This is a genomic window from Pseudomonas sp. Os17, assembly GCF_001547895.1.
In the GTDB taxonomy this organism is placed as follows: domain Bacteria; phylum Pseudomonadota; class Gammaproteobacteria; order Pseudomonadales; family Pseudomonadaceae; genus Aquipseudomonas.
The window spans coordinates 3,213,882-3,230,892 of record NZ_AP014627.1; the positions used below are offsets into that span (position 1 = coordinate 3,213,882).

Here is a 17,011-nt window from a genome sequence, read left to right on the forward strand (position 1 = left end):
TTTAAGCAGCACCAAAGCGCACCAAAAGAGTGCGCAAGGTCCCCCGATGACAGCGTCCAATCCGCTTCAGGTTCAAGCGTTCAACACCTTCGATGTCGCCGATCAGATCCGTGCCACCCCGGGTTGGGTCCAGCATTACCAGCAGATGTCCCCCGGGCATTTCAACGGTCTGGTGCGCTACCTCGACCTGCAGGGCGTAGAGATCTACGAGGAGTGCATGAACACCCGGGTCGAGCAGAATTTCAGCGCTCCGCAAGGCGCCCTGGCGTTCTGTTTCGACCGCAGCGACAACGCCCTGTACCTGCTCAATGGCGAGAGCCGCAATATCTGGATCACCCCGGAGAACTACCAGGAAGTGGCGGTGGTGTTCGGCCCCGAGTTCGTCCAGGGCCAGGGCCTGGGGCTGGAGCGCCTCGACGGCCTGTTCATGGCGCCGCTGGGCAGCCAGCAGAACGCGCTGTTTTGCCGCTGGCTGAGCGCCACCTTGACCCGCCTGTCCCAGACCCTCGATCCCCCCAGCCGCGAGGCCTTGACCCAGCAACTGCTGGACGACTGCCTGTACATCCTCGACAACGCCTGCGTGCGCCTGGATCCGGGTGGCCTGCAACGGCGCAGCGAAGAGCGGGTGATCATGCAGCGGGTGGCGCAATGGGCGGCCGACGTCCCTGAGGAAACCCTCAATCTGCTGGAGCTGTCCCAGGTGGCCGGGGTCTCCCTGCGTCAGTTGCAGAGCGCGTTCAAGGCCTTTGCCGGGATGGCGCCGAGCCAGTGGCTGCGCTTGCGCCGGCTCAACAGCGCGCACCGCGAACTGCTCAGCCGCGGGCCCAGCGAGACCACCGTGGCCGAGGTGGCGATGCACTGGTCGTTCTGGCACTTGGGACGCTTCTCCAGCAGCTATCGAGCGCTGTTCAAGGAGTTGCCCAGCCAGACCCTGAAACGTCGCCCGAGCTGATCGGCAGCACTGGCCGCAGAAACTGGTTTGCCAGCGAAGAGGCCCGCAAACCCCGCATCACTCTCAGCCTTCGTCGGCAAGCCGGCTCCTGCAAGGCGCTGGGCGGCCGATTCGCGAAAGCGCCGGCAGCGCTCTATTCTCGGTGTGGGCTGTCTTCCTGGGGCGTGCAATGCTTGAAACCATCGACCTGACCAACGCCGCCGCGGCCCTGGGGATCGGCATGCTGGTGGGCCTGGAGCGTGAGCGGCGCAAAGGGCAGGGGCCTCAGCGTGGCAGCGCCGGGTTGCGTACCTTCGCCATCACCGCGCTGTTGGGGTTCATCGGCCAGCGAGTCGGCGGTCCGCTGTTGTTGGCCTCGCTGGCCATTGCTGTGGCCGGGTTGGTGACGGTGGCCTATTGGCGCAACGAGCAAGAGGACCCGGGGGTCACCAGCGAAGTGGCGCTGCTGGCGGTGCTGATCCTCGGGGCCTTGTGTGGCACGGCCCCCGAGCTGGCGCTGGCCATCGCCGTGGTCATGACCGCCTTGCTGGCCTATCGACAGACACTCCATCACTTTGTGCGCAGTCAGTTGAGCGACCGGGAAATCGCCGACGGCCTGACGCTGCTGGTGGCGGCGCTGGTGATCCTGCCCCTGGCGCCGGATCGTTTCATCGGCCCCTATGAGGCGTTCAACCTGCGCACCATCGGCACCCTGACCGTGTTGCTGATGGCGGTAGGGGCCCTGGGCCACGTCGCGGTGCGGACCCTGGGCGCCCATTACGGTTATGCCCTCAGCGCCGTGGCGTCGGGATTCGTTTCCAGCACCTTGACCATCGCCTCCATGGGCCAGCGGGTCGCCAAGGCGCCCGGGCAGGTCAGGGTTCTGGCCGCCGCGGCGCTGCTGTCCAACCTGGCCACGGTGACCCAGATCGCTCTGATCCTGGTAACGGTCGACAGCGCACTGCTGCAAACCATGTGGCTGCCCCTGGTGCTGGGGGGGCTCTGCACCGCGCTGTATGCCGCTTGCCTGGTGTTTCCACGCAGCCAGCCCAGCAGCGTCGAACCGGTCAGCGACAAGGGCGCGTTCAATCCCAAGCTGGCCTTGATCGTGGCCCTGACCATGAGCGCCATTACCTTCGCCTGTTCGCTGATGCTCAATTACTTCGGTCAGTTGGGCCTGATGTTGAGCGCCTTGATCAGCGGCTTTGCCGATGCCCATGCGTCCACGGCGTCCATTGCTTCGCTGGTCAAGTCCGGGCAACTGCCCGGCAGCGCCATCGGCAGCGCGGTGATGCTGGCGGTCAGCAGCAACTCCCTGAGCAAGTGCATGCTGGCGGCCCTCAGCGGTGGATGGCGCTTTGCGCTGTACGTCGTGCCCGGGCAGGCACTGCTGACCCTGGCTATGTGGGTCGGTGTCTGGCTGCAATAAGCGGCTGCCAGGTCGAAAAAAAGCCGCGACGCCTGATAAAGATCAACTCGTGCCTGGCCATTGCGCTCAGTCTTGAATGACCCCCTAGCGGTTTCTTCAAGCTCCAGTGCCGAGGTGAACCATGTCGCAAACCCCGCGTTTACTCTTGATCGCGCCCCAGCAGATGCAGCGCACGCCGGCGTTCGAACGCACGGAGCAACTGGCCCTGGCCATGCAATTGCCGGTGCATATCGTCGCCCTGGATCATCTGCAGGCCCTGACGCTGGCCGGGCTGTTCGAGAGCCGTGAGGCCGAGCAGTTGCAGGCGGCCTACCTGGAACAGCACGGGCAATGGCTGGAGCTGCAGGCGCAAGGCATGCGCGAGCGTGGCCTGGCGGTGACCTGCGAAGCGCGCTGGGCCAGCCAGCCGTATCAGGAGATCCAGCTGTTCGCCAACGAGATGCCCCTGGCCCTGATCATCAAGGACGCCCATGCCGAGTCGGCGATGCGGCGGATCTTCTATACCCCGCTGGACTGGCAGTTGCTGCGTGATTGCGCGCTGCCGGTGCATCTGGTGACCGAGGCCCGGCACCCACGGCCACGCCGGGTGCTGGCCATCATCGATGTACTGCGCAGCGAAGTGCAGGACTTGCAGTTCAACGATCAGATCATCGACGCCGCGGTGAAGCTGGCCGAGCAGTGCGACGCCGAGCTGGACCTGTTGCATGTGTATGACTGGGTGGCGGTCTACGCCAAGGACGCCGGGGTCGGCGCGCTGTCCCTGGCCAGCGGCTTGTACGAAGCCCTGGGGGAGGCGCAACGCGACGTGTATCGCGCCGTGGCGGAGCGCCACGGCGTGCCCCCGCAACGCAGCCACTTCATCGAGGGCATGCCGCTGCAGCAAATCTGCCGTTTCGCCGAGGAGCACCAGAGCGACGTGATCGTCATGGGCACCACCCAGCACCGCGGCCTGCACAAGCGCCTGGGCAGCACCGCCGAACATCTGCTGTTGCAGGCACCCTGCAGTATCTGGGCGGTCAAGCCGCCGCGTGACCCCTTGTCATGAACCGCACCAGGCCACGCCGGTGCCGCACCGGCGTGGCACCGGCGTGGCACCGCCGATCACAGGAGCAAACGATGCACCACCTGATGGGCGTCGTCCGGGTCGGTGTGGGTGGTGAAACCCAGGTGCGCGGCCAGCTTGCGCATGGCCTGGTTGTTCACGCTGTCCACCGAATACATCTGCACAAACCCATGCTGGCGGGCGGCGCGGATCAGATGGGTCATCAGCAATGACCCCAGACCCAGATGCTGCCATTGATCGGCCACGGTGACGGCGCACTCGCATTCATCGTGGGACGTGGCGGCATAGCGGCTGACACCGATCTCGATCAACTGGCCCTGTTCATGCACCAGGGCGATGTAGGCCAGACGCTGCTTGCCGTCGACGTCCATCAACTGCTCGAGCATGGCGGCGTCGGGCTCCTTGATCTGCGCCAGAAAGCGCATGTGTCGCGATTGCGGGGACAGGCGCTTGATGAAGTTGTACTCGCGCTCGCGGTCTTTCTCGGCCAAGGGCCGTATCAGCACATGGCGGCCGTCATTAAGCGCCTCGATCCAGTGCAGGCCGGTCACGGTGCCGTAGGCAGCGGCGGCCTGATCGTTGTGTTCCTTGATGCTGAACATGGGGCGATCCTCTGGGGACGATGAAGGTGGGCCCGCGACCCGCGGCCGCGTGCTGACTATCCTTTACCCCTGTTGCCCGGGGCAGGATCTGATCTGGATCAGATGCGGCCCACCGCCGCGGATATTGACTGTCGGCGCGGGCTTAACCCGAGGCTTTGTGACTTTTGTCAAATCGGCGGCCCGAGCGGCGCGCATCATCGGCGCATCGGCTCGGGACTCCCGGGCCGTTGTCCAGTGCGCCGCCCGGGAGGTGCCCATGTCCACACTGCAACGCGTGTTGTTGATCGCCCCCACGGCGCTGTCTCGTACGCCGGCTTTCGACCGGGCCAGTGCCCTGGCCCGGGCCATGGGCGCCAGCCTGCACATCGTCGCCTTCGATTTCATCGAAGTGCTGGAGGTCGCCGGGCTGTTCGATCACCAGGCCATGGCCCAGGCCCGGGAAGGCTACCTGCAGGTGCATCGGCAGTGGCTGGAGCAACAGGCTCGCTTCGAACGGGCCAATGGCCTGCGGGTGACCGCCGAAGTGCTGTGGGCCAAGGCCCGGCTGCAGGACATCCTCGACTATGTGACCGACTACCACCCGGACCTGGTGATCAAGGACGCCCAGCCAGTACCGGCCCTGCGGCGCATTTTCTACAAGCCCCTGGACTGGTTGCTGCTGCGCGACCTGCGCCAGCCGCTGCACCTGGTGACCGACAGCCGCCATCCCTTGCCGTTGAAGGTGCTGGCGGCCCTGGATCTGTCCCACCTGGAATACCTGACCCAGGGCCTGAACCAGCGGATTCTGGAGATGGGCGCGACCCTGGCCAGATACTGCGGCGCCCGGGTGCACCTGCTGAGCGTGGTGGACTGGGCCACGGAAAACGCCACCGGCCTGCCCATCTACAGTCCCGACAACGACCTCAGCATGCGCGATGCGGTGAACGACGCGCAGCAGGATGCGTTCGAGACTCTGGCCGAGCGCTACGCCATAGCCCCGGAGCACTGTCATCGCCTGGAGGGCGTGCCGCATCAGGTCATCGCGCGCTTTGCCGCCGACAACGACTTCGACCTGATGATCCTCGGGCGCGCGCATCGCCGGGGCCTGCAACGCTTTGTCGGCGGCAGCGCCGAGCAACTGCTGTATCACACGCCCTGCAGCCTGATGCTGGTGGAGCCCCAGGAGTGAGGCCCGGCCATGCCCCGCAACCTCGCCCGACACGAAGGAGATGGAGATGCGCCTGAGCTTTCTCGGTGCCGCCGGCACCGTCACCGGCAGCAAATACCTGTTGCAGCATGAGGACCGGCATGTGCTGGTGGACTGCGGGCTGTTCCAGGGCTACAAGCAGCTGCGCCAGCACAACTGGGAAGCCTTCGGCCTGCCGCTGCGCGAGCTGGACGCCATCGTGCTGACCCATGCTCACCTGGATCACAGCGGCTACCTGCCGCTGCTGGTGCGCAATGGCTATCGCGGGCCGGTGTATGCCACGGCGGCCACCTGCGAGCTGGCCAGGATTCTGCTGCGCGACAGTGCGCGCCTGCAGGAAGAGGAGGCGGCCTATGCCAACCGCCATGGCTTCTCCAAGCACTCTCCGGCATTGCCGCTGTACACCGAGCGCGATGCCGAGCAGGCCCTGAAACTCCTGCATCCGCTGCAATTGCACCATCGGGTGGAAGTGCTGCCGGGGCTGCACATCCAGTTGCGCGGCGCCGGGCACATTCTCGGCGCCGCCACGGTCCAGGTCGACGCCGCGGGCATGAGCCTGGTGTTTTCCGGTGACCTGGGCCGCATGCAGGACCCGCTGATGTTCGCCCCCGAAACCATCGAGCAAGCCGATTATCTGCTGGTGGAGTCGACCTACGGCGACCGCCTGCATCCCCGGGACGACCCCGAGCAGCAACTGGCCGATGTCATCAACCGCACCGCCGAGCGTGGCGGCATCACCCTGGTGCCGTCCTTTGCCGTGGGGCGCGCGCAACTGCTGATGTACCACCTGTATCGCCTGCGCCAGCGCCAGGCGATTCCCGACCTGCCGATCTACCTCAACAGCCCCATGGCCACCGACACCACCCATCTGTACCAGCGCTTTCGCAGCGACCATCGACTGTCCCGGGAGGAGTGCGAAGGCATGTGCCATGTGGCGCACATCGTGCGCAGCACTCAGGAGTCCATGGCCCTGGACCAGCTCAAGAGCCCGGCGGTGATCATTGCCGCCAGCGGCATGGCCACCGGTGGCCGGGTGCTCTACCACCTCAAGGTGCTGGCGCCCGATCCGGCCAACAGCCTGCTGTTTCCCGGGTTTCAGGCCGGCGGCACCCGCGGCGCGCAGATCATCGCCGGCGCCGAGTCGGTGCGCATTCATGGCCGGGAGGTGCCGATCCGCGCCGAAGTCACGGCCATGCAGAACCTCTCGGCCCATGCCGATGCCGACGAGATCATGCAATGGCTGCGAGGCTTCAAGCGCCCGCCGAAACACACGTATGTGGTCCACGGCGAGGCCAACGCCGCCGACACCTTGCGCCGGCGCATCAGCCTGGAACTGGGCTGGTCGGTGTCGGTGCCGGAATACCGGGACAGCGTGGAGTTGCAGCCTGGCCCGGCGACCTAGTCCCTGGCCGCGTTCTGGCAACCCGCGACCCGCTGCTTCAGGCCCTCCAGATCGAGGATCTCCACCTGCTTGCCGTTGATGGTCACCAGGCCCTGGTCCCGCAGATGGGCTATGCCCCGACAAACGGTTTCCAGGCGCAGCCCCAGGTAGGAGCCGATTTCCTCGCGGCGCATGCGCAGGATAAAGGCTCGGGACGAATAGCCCCGCAGGCTCAGGCGCTGGGACAGATTGAGCAGGAATGCCGCCAGGCGCTCGTCGGAGTTCATGTTGCCCATCAGCAGCAACATGCCGTGATCACGCACGATCTCCCGGCTGAGGATCTTGTTCAGGTTGTGCTGCAGCGAAGGCAGGGTCTGGGACAAGTGCTCCAGCTGGGCAAAGGGAATCGGGCAGACCTCGCAGTCCTCCAGGGCAAAGGCGCTGCAGGCATGCTGGTTGGTGCTGATGGCGTCCAGCCCGAGAATCTCGCCGGCCATCTGGAACCCGGTGACCTGCTCGCGGCCATCCACCGACAGCACGCAGGTCTTGAAAAACCCCAGGCGCACGGCGTACAGCGAATGCAAGGGGTCGCCGGCGTGATACAGCGCATGGCCTTTCTTCACCTTCAACCGTTGCAGGATCAAGGTGTCCAGGCACTCCACTTCCTGGTGGCTGAGGCCGATGGGCAGGCACAACTCCTGCACGCTGCAACTTGAGCAGGCGGTCTTGAGGTGCTGTACCTGAATCGGGCGTGCTTCGAATGGCGGCATGGGGGGGCTCTCGACGGTTGAGCCGACTCGGCAAGGGAGGAGGGCAAGCCTGACGATTAACTGTAGACCGAGGCGATCGGTGCTGCTTGATGTCGATCGGAAGTCTTCAGCAAGGGGATGGCAATGGGCCATAAAGTCATTAAAGTGAGCGTCCCCCACCCTCGTTCAAGGATTGACGATGCGCCCGACCGGATTCTGGACCCGCTGCCAAACCACCCTGCTGACCAGTTGCCTACTGGGCCTGCCGTTGGCCGTTCTCAGCCTTGAGGCTCAGGCCGCGGAGCCTGATTTCATTACCCTGGTGATCGAGAACGAAGGCGACTATCCCGTCACGTTCGAGCCGCCGTTCCACGTCGATTCTTCGGATTTCGAGCGCAAATACCCGGTAAGCGTGCCCAAATACGCCACCGCCAAGGGCCTGGAGTCCGGTCCCGTGATGATCGGCGCGCGCCAGCAGGGCATGTTGGTGATGGCCTTGAGCAAACCGATGTTTAACATCTTCGATATCTTCCACAAGGATTGGGGTTTCAACCTCAAGTTCTGCCAGGAGCGTGGGGCCTGTGACGAAGCCCGGCTCAGCGGGACCATCAGCTCCACCACCAGCTTCAACTGGAAGCAGTCGAACAACTTCAGCGACGCGCAAGTGCACGACATGACCAACGACGAGCTGGAGGCCTATGCCAAGACCAAGGTCGTGATCTCGGGCATTCTGAGTACCCTGGGCAGCGTTCTCGGCCTGCCGATCGGTGCGGGCGGGATGATCGGTGGCCTGCCGGATGCGCAGAACTTCAAGGTGACTCTGAAGCAGCAATGTAATGCACGCTTTTCGATGAGCCTGGAGCCCTCGCTGGCGCCCAACGGCGACTTTCTCGTCGACTTGCGGATCAACCGCGTGCTGCCCAGCGACATGGTCAACTTCAACGGTTTTGTCATCGATGACAGTGCGGTGGTCAGCCAGGGGCTGCGCCTGGTGGAAAACGGCTGCCGCGACGGCCGGCAGGCCCAGTGCCTGATCAGGCTCAACGGCGGCACCGAGATCAAGAACCTCAACACCACCGAGTTCGCCGTCACCGATCGCGCCGGATGCAAGGCCGGTGACAAGCTGGCCTATTCCCAGGGCGCTTTCATGCTCAGCAACAAGGTCGGCTTCCCGGTGCGCTACAGCCTGTTCATCAAGGACCGCATGGTCGCCAACGACGAAGTCTTGCCCGACCAGAACAAGGACCTGCGCCAGTTGGTGGGTCAGGTCATGGCCACCGTCGGCGACCAGGAATGCCCGCAGGCCCAGGACCCCTGGATGGGTGGGCGGCGCATGGGTGTCTGCCCGTTGCGCCTGGAAGTCCAGGGGGATGGCGGCCCCGGGCTCAAGGGCAGCCTGCGTTGCAGCCTGTCCATGCGCCAGGGCACCGTGGGCGACCCCAATGCCGACTACATGAACCTCTACAGCCTGACCGGTTGCACCCCGGCCATGCCGGCTTCGATCAGCCCGGTGGCCGGTTTCTACCAGATGGACATCAAGCGCATGGTGCCGCTCAGCGGCATGTACAAGATGATCTCCATCGACCTGATCAAGCCGCAGCAGCAATAAGGACCCCAGCAGATGTCGGTGACACAGGCTTTTACCGCCCCGGGCGGACACGATGCGGCGCTGACCCGGCGCGACGACGACCTTCTGGATCGCTGGCCGGTGGCCAAGCTGGTCTATCGCATGATCACCGCGACGCCCCTGGGCTGGTCGACCCGGCTCGGTCTGTATGGCCCGTGGGGCAGCGGCAAGACCAGCGTGTTGAATTTTTTGCAGCTTATAGCCGAGGAGAAGGGCGACATCATAGTGCGGCTTCCGGCGTGGCGGACCAGCGGCGAGCAGGAGTTCATCGTGCAGTTCTATCTGGCGCTGGCAGAAGCATTGCAACGTTCAGGCGTTGGTGAACCCTTCAAGCACTGGACCAAGCGCCAGTCGAAAAAGATCGCCGATATCCTGGAAAAAGCCGCCAGGAAAACCGCTGACCTCAAGCTTCCCGAATCGGCCAGCTACAGCGAAATCGTAACCTTGGCCGCCGGTGCGGCAGGGCTGGTCTTCGAGAAACTGAGCGAAATACTGCAACTGGAAAAAAGCGACCTGGATGCCCTGCGCGGGCAACTGGGCGATAGACGCATCATTGTCTTTGTCGACGATCTCGACCGTGCCGATCCGCGGATGCTCCCGACGACCCTGTTGACGCTACGCGAACTTCTGGACTGGCCGGGATTCGTCTTTGTCCTGGCCTTCGACAAGGACGTGGTGGGCAAGGCACTCCGCTCCTATTCCGAAGCCTTCGGCGAGTCGGCCCAGCACTTCCTGGACAAGATCATCGATGTGCCGGTGACGTTGCCCGAGCCAAGCCCGAAGCAGGTGCAGCGAATGGTCGCCAGGAACCTGAAAGACTGCTGCCCATTCCTGCCGGACACGGCCATCGCGCAGACCGCCGAGTGGTTTCCCACCAATCCGCGCCAGGCCAAGCGCATCTGCCGCAGTTTGTCGGTGTTTGGCGCGGCGGCTGATCGGCATGCCGAGGGCCAACTGGACTGGCGCGGAATCATCCTGCAGACCCTCTTGCGTGAGACCGAACCCAAGGTGGCCCAGGTGGTTGAAGAGCACCTGCTGGGTTTCCACTCGGCCTTCAGTGCCAGCATGTTCGGCAATGCCAATAACGCCAAACAGGAGCAGCACAAGCAGGCAGCGCTCAACGTCGCGCAATGTCCCAAGGACGAAGTCAATAACAAGCGCTTGTGGAAGCTGATCGAAGAGCTGGGCCGTGCCAGAAGCAAACTGTCTCTGGCAAACATTCACTATGAGATGAGCCTGGCGGTCCGCGAGGTGGAGTTCACCATTCCCGAGTTTTCCCGGTTGGTGAAATCCTGGGGGGAATACCCGAGTGCCCAGACCCTCAATGACTTCATTCGTGAGGCGGCCAGTCGTAGCGATGAAGGTGAGGTCGCAGTGGCCAATGCCATGCTCAATATGGCGAATTTTCAGTATGGCGAGCAGTTGGGCAGAACCGCGTCCCTCTACTCACGGGAGGCGTTCGAACGAGCGATGCGCAGCGCCGCAGAGCTCCTGAGATTGATCGAGTTCTGTTACTCGACCGAGATTGAAGGGGCCGTGTCCACGGCGCGCGGCGACCATGAAGTGTGCATTGGCTTTATCAGGAGCTTTTATGGAAGCGTTGCCAAAGACGCTAGCGCATCTGAAAGGGCGCTCCGTGAGCGCGAGCTGCGACTGGCGGCGATCATTGCCGCTCAGTGTGACGATCCGCAGCGCCTGTATCTGGATGCCGAACCTTTTCATGGCACCCTGAGTGTCCCTTCCTGGGAATTCTCTCGTGCGCGCGAGCACTATGTGACGGTGTTACAAGAGGTACTCGCGCCTCGTTTGATACGCCGTGCCATCCATCTGTTCGCCATACCCAATGGCGTCATGAATGCACTGATCCTGGATGATGCGCGGCTCAAGTGGGTACTGACAGAAGAGCGCTCCCCCCTGTATACGCAGGCATGCAAAGAGCTGGGATGTGCTGCCTTGAAGCAACTGATCGAGAACCCCCAGGACCTGGTCAGCAGGGAAGTACTGGCGAAGAATGCCCTGTCCTATCTGGATGCGTTTATTACTCGCTGGGAGTCTGCCTCCACTAGTGCAGAGCAGGCCACGCGCTACCTGGAATATATCCAGCTGGCTTGGCAAGCCCTCTGCCAGCTGGAGCCGACCATCCAGACCCGGGTGTATCTGAAGAAGTTGAAGTCGCAGCTTGAAAAGCAGGTGGCAAGCCCGGGGTTGCTTGACACTCCCGACTGGTGGAGTGGCAAACCCGATGACATCGAGCACGAACTGCGAGGCATTTGACTCCGCGCGGCCTCCGCTCAATAGCGCGAGAGGCCATTGCCCCGGGTTTCGTTGACGTGCCTTGGCCCTGGGCGCAGGGGGCTTGGTGCACTCACCCCGGCGGCAACAACCGCAGCGGGTCCACCGGTACGCCATTGGCGCGGATCTCGAAGTACAGCTGGGCGCGGTCGGTGTCCTGGGAGCCGGCTTCGGCGATCTTCTGGCCCTTGATCACCATCTGGCCTTCCTTGACCAGCAGCTTGCTGTTGTAGGCATAGGTGCTGGTGTAGGAAGGGCCGTGCTGGAGAATCATCAGGTTGCCGTAGCCGCGCATGTAACCGGCGAACGCCACCTTGCCGCCCAGGGTGGCGTGGATGGGCTGGCCTTCGGTGGTGGCGATGCGGATGCCCTGGTTGAGTTTGCCGGTAGGGGAGAAGCGGCCGATCAGCACCCCGCGCAGCGGCCAGCTCCAGCCCTGCAGGGTGACCTTGGGCATGGGCGGGGCAGGCGGGGCGGCCTTGGCCTTGCTCTTGCTGGCGCTGCTGCGCGAGCTGCTGGCCACCCGGGTGCTCTTGGCCGCACCGCCTACCCGCAGCACCTGGCCGACTTCCACGGTATAGGGCGCCTTGAGGCCGTTGAGCCGCGCCACTTCCTTCCAGCTGGTGCCGTTGCGGCTGGCAATCGAGTACAGGGTGTCACCCCGCTTGACCCGATATTCACCGGCCTTGAGCGGCGCATTGCCGCCAGGATCAGTGGAATGGGAGCTGCAGGCCGATACCGCCAGCAGCAGTGCAATCAATAGAAGTCTTACCAACACGCGGCAACCATTAAGTCCTGACCAAGTCCTGTAGCCCAAGCTGCCTGTAGCGCGCCGGGCAAGCCGGCAACTATACCCGTTTGCCGGACAACCGGCGCGCAATAGACAGTGTTCGGTGCCGTTAAATTCCATCAGGACTCAGGGCATGGCGGATTTCCCGGGCCGCCCCGGGCGGGCTATTGCCGTCGATAGACTGTCGCACTCCAGTAGCGACTGCCGTCGCTGTGCTGGCGTTTCCAGCCGGCCGCAGCCAACTGCTTGCCGATCAGGCGGTTCATCCAGCCATGACCGAGCAACAGCACCGGCTGTTGTCCGGCCAGGGACTGCAATCGACGGGCGGCGACAGCGGCGCGCTGGCGGGCCGCAGCGGCCGATTCGACCTGCCTTGAGTAACCACACACCCAGAGGATTCTCAGGATCGCGGCCCAGGTAAAGGGCGACAGGCGTGGTCGTCTCCAGCGTGCGTAGGGCAGTTGCGCCTCGCCGAACACCGGGTCCACCAGGGTTGGCTCCCTCCTGAGCGCCTGGACGGACGCCAGGGCCCGCGGAGCGTTGCTGGAGACAACCACCCCGGCGCTGGCGGCCAGTTGCAGGCTGGAGGGCGGGGCCGGTTGCCCGCCGATGTCGGAACGTTCGTAGTCCTGTATCCAGCCCTGCATGTCGAGGGCGGAAACTTTCCGGGTGGCGATACCTTGGGGCTGACCGTGACGCATGAGAATGATGGTGTTGTTCAACGGCTTTCTACGTCCTTGTTGGTGCTGCTTGAGGAGGCGGGGGCAGCCTGGGCGATCCAGCCGTGATCCCGGTACCAGGCCAGGGTATCGCCAATGGTGCGTTCCAGGGAGCGAAAATTCAGCTCGAGTTCCTGTTCGCTCTTGCGGGGGTCGAAGTGGCTGCGGTCCGCTTCCCGGAGCATCAGGCGCACGGTCGCCAGGCTCAGCAACACCGGCTTGCCGGTCAGGCGCGCATAGACCTCCTGCACGGCGGCCAGGGTATAGAGCAGGGGCACCGGCAGCGGGCGTGTCGGCGTGGCGACCCCGGCGATACGCCCGATGATGGGCACCAACTGGGCCATGGTCATGTGCCGGCCCGCCGCCAGGTAGCGTTGGCCGCGGCGTCCGTAGCGGGCAGCGGCAATCTGCGCCAGGGCCACATCCCGGGCGTCGACCAGGGAGAAGCTGCCGGGAACCAGTCCCGGCAGGCGGCCGCGCACCACGTCCATGAGCAATTGCCCGGCGGAGGTCGGCCCGATATCGCCGGGGCCCCACATCCAGCCGGGCAGGACCATGCACCCCTGCATCTGTGGATGGCTGTCGAGAAAGGCCAGCAGGACGCGATCGGCGAGGATCTTGCTGCGGTAGTAGTGGTCCGCGCCTGCCGGGTCGCGCAGGCAGGTTTCATCGATCAGGCTGCCGGGCGCGCCGTTGAGCACGGCAATCGACGAGGTCTGCACGACGCGGCGGATGCCGGCGCCGTAGGCCCGCTCCAGCAAGTGCTGCGTGCCCAGGACGTTGATCTTGTGCAACTGCTGCCAGTGGCTGCCGCCCTTGTAATTGTCGCGAAAGAACGCAGCGGCATGAAACAGCGTGTCGCAGCCCTGCAACGCGGCGGCGAACCCGTCGACATCGGCCAGGTCGCCGACCACCAGTTCCAGGCCGTGCAGGGGGCCGAACTGCTGTTCGCCCTTGGCCCTGGAGCGCACCAGGGCCTTGACCTTGCAGCCTCGGGCCAGCAGCTCGCGTACCAGGTTGTTGCCCAGCAGGCCGGTGGCACCGGTGACAAAGGTGCAGTGCATTTCAGGGCCATAGCCGCTATCGGTGTCCGTGGTTACAGGGTGTTCGGGGGCGTTGCTCATTCAATCCGTTCCATGGGGAGGCGAGGGCGCTAGATATACCTTGGACGAGACCCCGGAAAAATGGCGAGTCCTGCATAATGGCTTTGCGAATTTGCACAGCTGACGGCAGGGAGTAGCACTTTGGAAGCCAATTGGGATGATCTGCGCCTGTTGCTGGCGGTCTGGCGACGGGGCAGCTTGCTACAGGCCGGGCAGTTGCTGCAGGTGGCGCCGTCGACGGTGTCCCGGCGCTTGAGCCAGCTGGAGGCGGCCCTGGGCGAACCGTTGCTGGAGCGGGGCGTCGAAGGCTGCTGGTTGACCCCTCGGGGCCAGGCGCTGGTGGACGTGGCCCTGGCGGCGGAGGCCGGGCTCAGGCGACAGCGGGCCCTGGGCAACCCGCCGCGACAGAGCGAACTGCAGGGCAGCATCCTGGTCAGCGCCGGGGAGGGCTTTGCCTCCAGTGTGCTCGAGGCGGCCCGGCGCCTGACATCGGCCCACCCTGGATGCTCGGTGGAATTGCAGGTCAGTGCCGAGTTTCACAAGCTGGCTCGCGGTGTGACGGATATCGCCGTGCGAACCGCGCACCTGGGGGAGCCGTCGCTGATCTATCGAGCCCTGGGCAAGCTTGAATACGGGGTGTTTGCCAGCGCGGACCTGCTGCGCCGCTGCCCGGGCATCACCCCGGCCACCGCCCCCACCATCGGCCTGTTGCCGCCCCTGGACAACTTGCCGCCGATGCGCACGGCCAAGGCCGCAGGCCTTGACGGCAAGCAGATCCGGGTCAACTCGTTCAGTGCGCAGGTCGAGGCGGTGCGTCAGGGGATGGGGGTTGCGGTGATGCCGCGGATTTTGGCCGGGGATCTGCTGGAGGTGTTTGCGCCCATGGCATTTGCGCCGCTGGAGGTCTACCTGGTGACCCGGCCGCAAGCCTTGAAGCAGCCGCACATCAAGCAGTTTTTCACGGTGCTGGAGCAGGTGCTGGGTGAGCGGCTGTCGGCTGCTGCAACCGGCGCAACCGCTTAGGGTTGCGCCGGCCCGGCACTCAATGCGGTGCGCGGGGGATGGTCTTGAGCAGGTCTTCGGGGCTGATATGGCCGACGACGGCTTCGGCGGCGGCGCTGCCGGGCAGCGGCAGGTCGAGAATGTGGCCCTTGATCTTGCCCACCACGTGCATCTCGCAGGGCTTGCAATCGAACTTCAGGGTCAGCACTTCGTCACCGTGCACCAGTTGCATCGGCGCCACCTTGGTGCGCACTCCGGTCACGCCCTTGGCCTGCTTGGGGCACAGGTTGAAGGAGAAGCGCAGGCAGTGCTTGGTGATCATCACCGGCACGTCGCCGTGCTCTTCGTGGGCCTCGAAGGCAGCATCGATCAGTTGCACGCCGTGGCGGTGGTAGAAGTCCCGGGCCTTCTGGTTGTAGACGTTGGCCAGGAACGACAGGTGCGACTCCGGGTACACCGGCGGCGGGTTGCTCTCGGCCTTGCGCGCGCCTCGCGGATGGGCGGCGATGCGCGCGGCGTCCAGGGCTTCGATGACTTCCCGGCGCAACGCCTTGAGCTGGGAGTTGGGGATGAAGTAGGCCTGGGGCGCATCCAGCTTGATGTCAGTGGCGTGGTAGAGGGTGGTGCCCAGTTGCCCGAGCAGGTCCTGCAGTTGCCCCAGGGCCTGTTCCGGCTTGTTGGCCACGCCGAACGGACCGTCCAGGGCGACGCTGGCGCTGATGCCTTCTTCGCTGGTGGCGGTCAGTTCCAAGCGTTCTTCCCGCAGGCGGGCCAGCCACGACAGGCCGATGCGCCGCTCGGCGGAGGTACGGGTCAGGGCCTGTTGCCAGTTGTGATCGAGGTTGCGGCTCAGCGGATGGTTGGGCCGCAGGCGGCTCAGGGCTTCGGGCATCTCGTTGGGTTCGACCCGGTAGCGGTAGCGCTTCTGGCCGTCTTCTTCGAACTCGCCGCGGGCTTCAGCGATGTTGGCGCGAAAACCCACCACTTCGCGCTTGACCAGCAGGTTGAGGCCGTCGCCATTGGACAGCGGCTCAAAGGTCACCACTTGCAGGTCGCGCTTGCCGACCTTTTCCACGGTGCCCACTGGCAGCCCGGTGAAGGTCGGCGAATCGAAGGCGCCGATGTCGATCTTGCGCTCGCTGACGAAGTAATCGGTGCTGCCACGGTGGAAGGTCTTGTCCGGATCGGGGACGAAGAAGTGCGCGGTGCGGCCGCTGGATGCGCGGGCCAGGTCCGGACGGTCTTCGAGCACGGCGTCCAGGCGCTGGCGGTAGTAGGCCGTGATGTTCTTCACGTAGGCCATGTCCTTGTAGCGCCCCTCGATCTTGAACGAGCGCACGCCGGCTTCCACCAGGGCGCGGATGTTGGCGCTCTGGTTGTTGTCCTTCATCGACAGCAGGTGCTTCTCGTAGGCGATCACCCCGCCGTGCTCGTCTTTCAGGGTGTAGGGCAGGCGGCAGGCCTGGGAGCAGTCACCGCGGTTGGCACTGCGCCCGGTCTGGGCGTGGGAGATGTTGCACTGCCCGGAAAACGCCACGCACAGCGCGCCGTGAATGAAGAATTCGATGGCCGCGTCGGTTTCGGCGGCGATGGCGCTGATTTCCTTGAGGTTCAGCTCGCGGGCCAGTACCAGCTGGGAGAAACCGGCCTGGTCGAGGAACTTGGCCCGCTCCAGGGTACGGATATCGGTCTGGGTGCTGGCGTGCAGCTCGATGGGCGGAATATCCAGCTCCATCACCCCCAGGTCCTGGACGATCAACGCATCGACACCGGCGTCGTACAACTGGTGGATCAGCTGGCGCGCCGGCTCCAGTTCGTTGTCGTGGAGGATGGTGTTGAGGGTGGTGAACACCCGGGCGTGATAGCGGCGGGCGAACTCCACCAGCTGGGCGATCTCGCCCACCTCGTTGCTGGCGTTGTGGCGGGCGCCGAAGCTCGGGCCACCGATGTACACCGCGTCGGCGCCGTGCAGGATGGCTTCGCGGGCGATGGCCACGTCGCGGGCAGGGCTGAGCAGTTCCAGGTGATGTTTGGGCAAGGACATGTTTTTTTAGTCAGGCTTATCAGGGGCAAGGCGCGCATTGTAGCGGCGAAACGCGTGCCCGGCACCCGTGTGCTGCCCGGTGGCGGCCACGCC

At 64.6% G+C, this 17,011-nt stretch carries 14 protein-coding genes; 8 read left to right on the top strand and 6 right to left on the bottom strand.

Translation table 11 applies throughout. The annotated features are described in order from the left end of the window. The first annotated feature begins 46 nt into the window (after window positions 1-46). The 3 genes from POS17_RS14445 (at window position 47) to POS17_RS14455 (ending at window position 3,405) form a co-directional block, all read left to right on the top strand. Window positions 47-952, top strand: coding sequence for a helix-turn-helix domain-containing protein (locus tag POS17_RS14445; protein ID WP_060839196.1), 906 nt, complete (start codon window positions 47-49; stop codon window positions 950-952). 169 nt (window positions 953-1,121) lie between these two features. After that, window positions 1,122-2,360 (top strand): MgtC/SapB family protein, encoded by a 1,239-nt coding sequence (locus POS17_RS14450; protein WP_060839197.1) that lies wholly within the window; start codon window positions 1,122-1,124, stop codon window positions 2,358-2,360. Window positions 2,361-2,481: 121 nt separating this feature from the next. After that, the gene (locus POS17_RS14455) at window positions 2,482-3,405 is read left to right on the top strand and encodes a universal stress protein (protein ID WP_060839198.1); all 924 of its coding nucleotides are present in this window, start codon (window positions 2,482-2,484) and stop codon (window positions 3,403-3,405) included. A gap of 56 nt (window positions 3,406-3,461) precedes the next feature. Here the strand turns inward: POS17_RS14455 and POS17_RS14460 are convergent, their stop codons facing one another. After that, the gene (locus POS17_RS14460) at window positions 3,462-4,025 is read right to left on the bottom strand and encodes a GNAT family N-acetyltransferase (RefSeq protein ID WP_060839199.1); all 564 of its coding nucleotides are present in this window, start codon (window positions 4,023-4,025) and stop codon (window positions 3,462-3,464) included. A 256-nt stretch (window positions 4,026-4,281) separates the two neighbouring features. On the opposite strand from POS17_RS14460, the gene POS17_RS14465 reads away from it, so the two are divergent. Next, on the top strand, window positions 4,282-5,193 hold the full coding sequence (locus tag POS17_RS14465; protein WP_060839200.1) for a universal stress protein: 912 nt from the start codon (window positions 4,282-4,284) through the stop codon (window positions 5,191-5,193). A gap of 46 nt (window positions 5,194-5,239) precedes the next feature. Next, the gene (locus tag POS17_RS14470; protein WP_060839201.1) at window positions 5,240-6,613 is read left to right on the top strand and encodes an MBL fold metallo-hydrolase RNA specificity domain-containing protein; all 1,374 of its coding nucleotides are present in this window, start codon (window positions 5,240-5,242) and stop codon (window positions 6,611-6,613) included. Here POS17_RS14470 and fnr read toward each other — a convergent pair. After that, complete coding sequence (fnr, locus tag POS17_RS14475) at window positions 6,610-7,362, bottom strand: fumarate/nitrate reduction transcriptional regulator Fnr (protein WP_060839202.1); 753 nt, start codon at window positions 7,360-7,362, stop codon at window positions 6,610-6,612. The two genes, POS17_RS14470 and fnr, sit on opposite strands and share 4 nt — an antisense overlap. A gap of 178 nt (window positions 7,363-7,540) precedes the next feature. Between fnr and POS17_RS14480 the strand changes: the two genes are divergently transcribed. Further along, the gene (locus tag POS17_RS14480; protein WP_060839203.1) at window positions 7,541-8,950 is read left to right on the top strand and encodes a hypothetical protein; all 1,410 of its coding nucleotides are present in this window, start codon (window positions 7,541-7,543) and stop codon (window positions 8,948-8,950) included. Window positions 8,951-8,962: 12 nt separating this feature from the next. Further along, window positions 8,963-11,242 carry a KAP family P-loop NTPase fold protein gene (locus tag POS17_RS14485; RefSeq protein ID WP_060839204.1) on the top strand — a complete coding sequence of 760 codons (2,280 nt, stop codon included), beginning with the start codon at window positions 8,963-8,965 and terminating at the stop codon, window positions 11,240-11,242. A 91-nt stretch (window positions 11,243-11,333) separates the two neighbouring features. Here POS17_RS14485 and POS17_RS14490 read toward each other — a convergent pair whose 3' ends face one another. The 3 genes from POS17_RS14490 to POS17_RS14500 all read right to left on the bottom strand — a co-directional run bounded on the left by POS17_RS14490 (window position 11,334) and on the right by POS17_RS14500 (window position 13,833). Next, on the bottom strand, window positions 11,334-12,038 hold the full coding sequence (locus POS17_RS14490; protein ID WP_231979035.1) for a peptidoglycan DD-metalloendopeptidase family protein: 705 nt from the start codon (window positions 12,036-12,038) through the stop codon (window positions 11,334-11,336). Window positions 12,039-12,214: 176 nt separating this feature from the next. After that, the gene (locus POS17_RS14495) at window positions 12,215-12,751 is read right to left on the bottom strand and encodes a histidine phosphatase family protein (protein ID WP_173655943.1); all 537 of its coding nucleotides are present in this window, start codon (window positions 12,749-12,751) and stop codon (window positions 12,215-12,217) included. A 17-nt stretch (window positions 12,752-12,768) separates the two neighbouring features. Then, a complete protein-coding gene (locus tag POS17_RS14500; RefSeq protein WP_060841941.1) occupies window positions 12,769-13,833 on the bottom strand; it encodes an SDR family oxidoreductase in 1,065 nt (354 codons plus the stop codon). Window positions 13,834-14,013: 180 nt separating this feature from the next. Here POS17_RS14500 and POS17_RS14505 point away from each other — a divergent pair, with 180 nt between their 5' ends. Beyond that, window positions 14,014-14,895 carry a LysR family transcriptional regulator gene (locus POS17_RS14505; RefSeq protein ID WP_060839206.1) on the top strand — a complete coding sequence of 294 codons (882 nt, stop codon included), beginning with the start codon at window positions 14,014-14,016 and terminating at the stop codon, window positions 14,893-14,895. A gap of 19 nt (window positions 14,896-14,914) precedes the next feature. Here the strand turns inward: POS17_RS14505 and POS17_RS14510 are convergent, their stop codons facing one another. Next, on the bottom strand, window positions 14,915-16,918 hold the full coding sequence (locus POS17_RS14510) for a peptidase U32 family protein (RefSeq protein ID WP_060839207.1): 2,004 nt from the start codon (window positions 16,916-16,918) through the stop codon (window positions 14,915-14,917). Window positions 16,919-17,011: the final 93 nt, after the last annotated feature.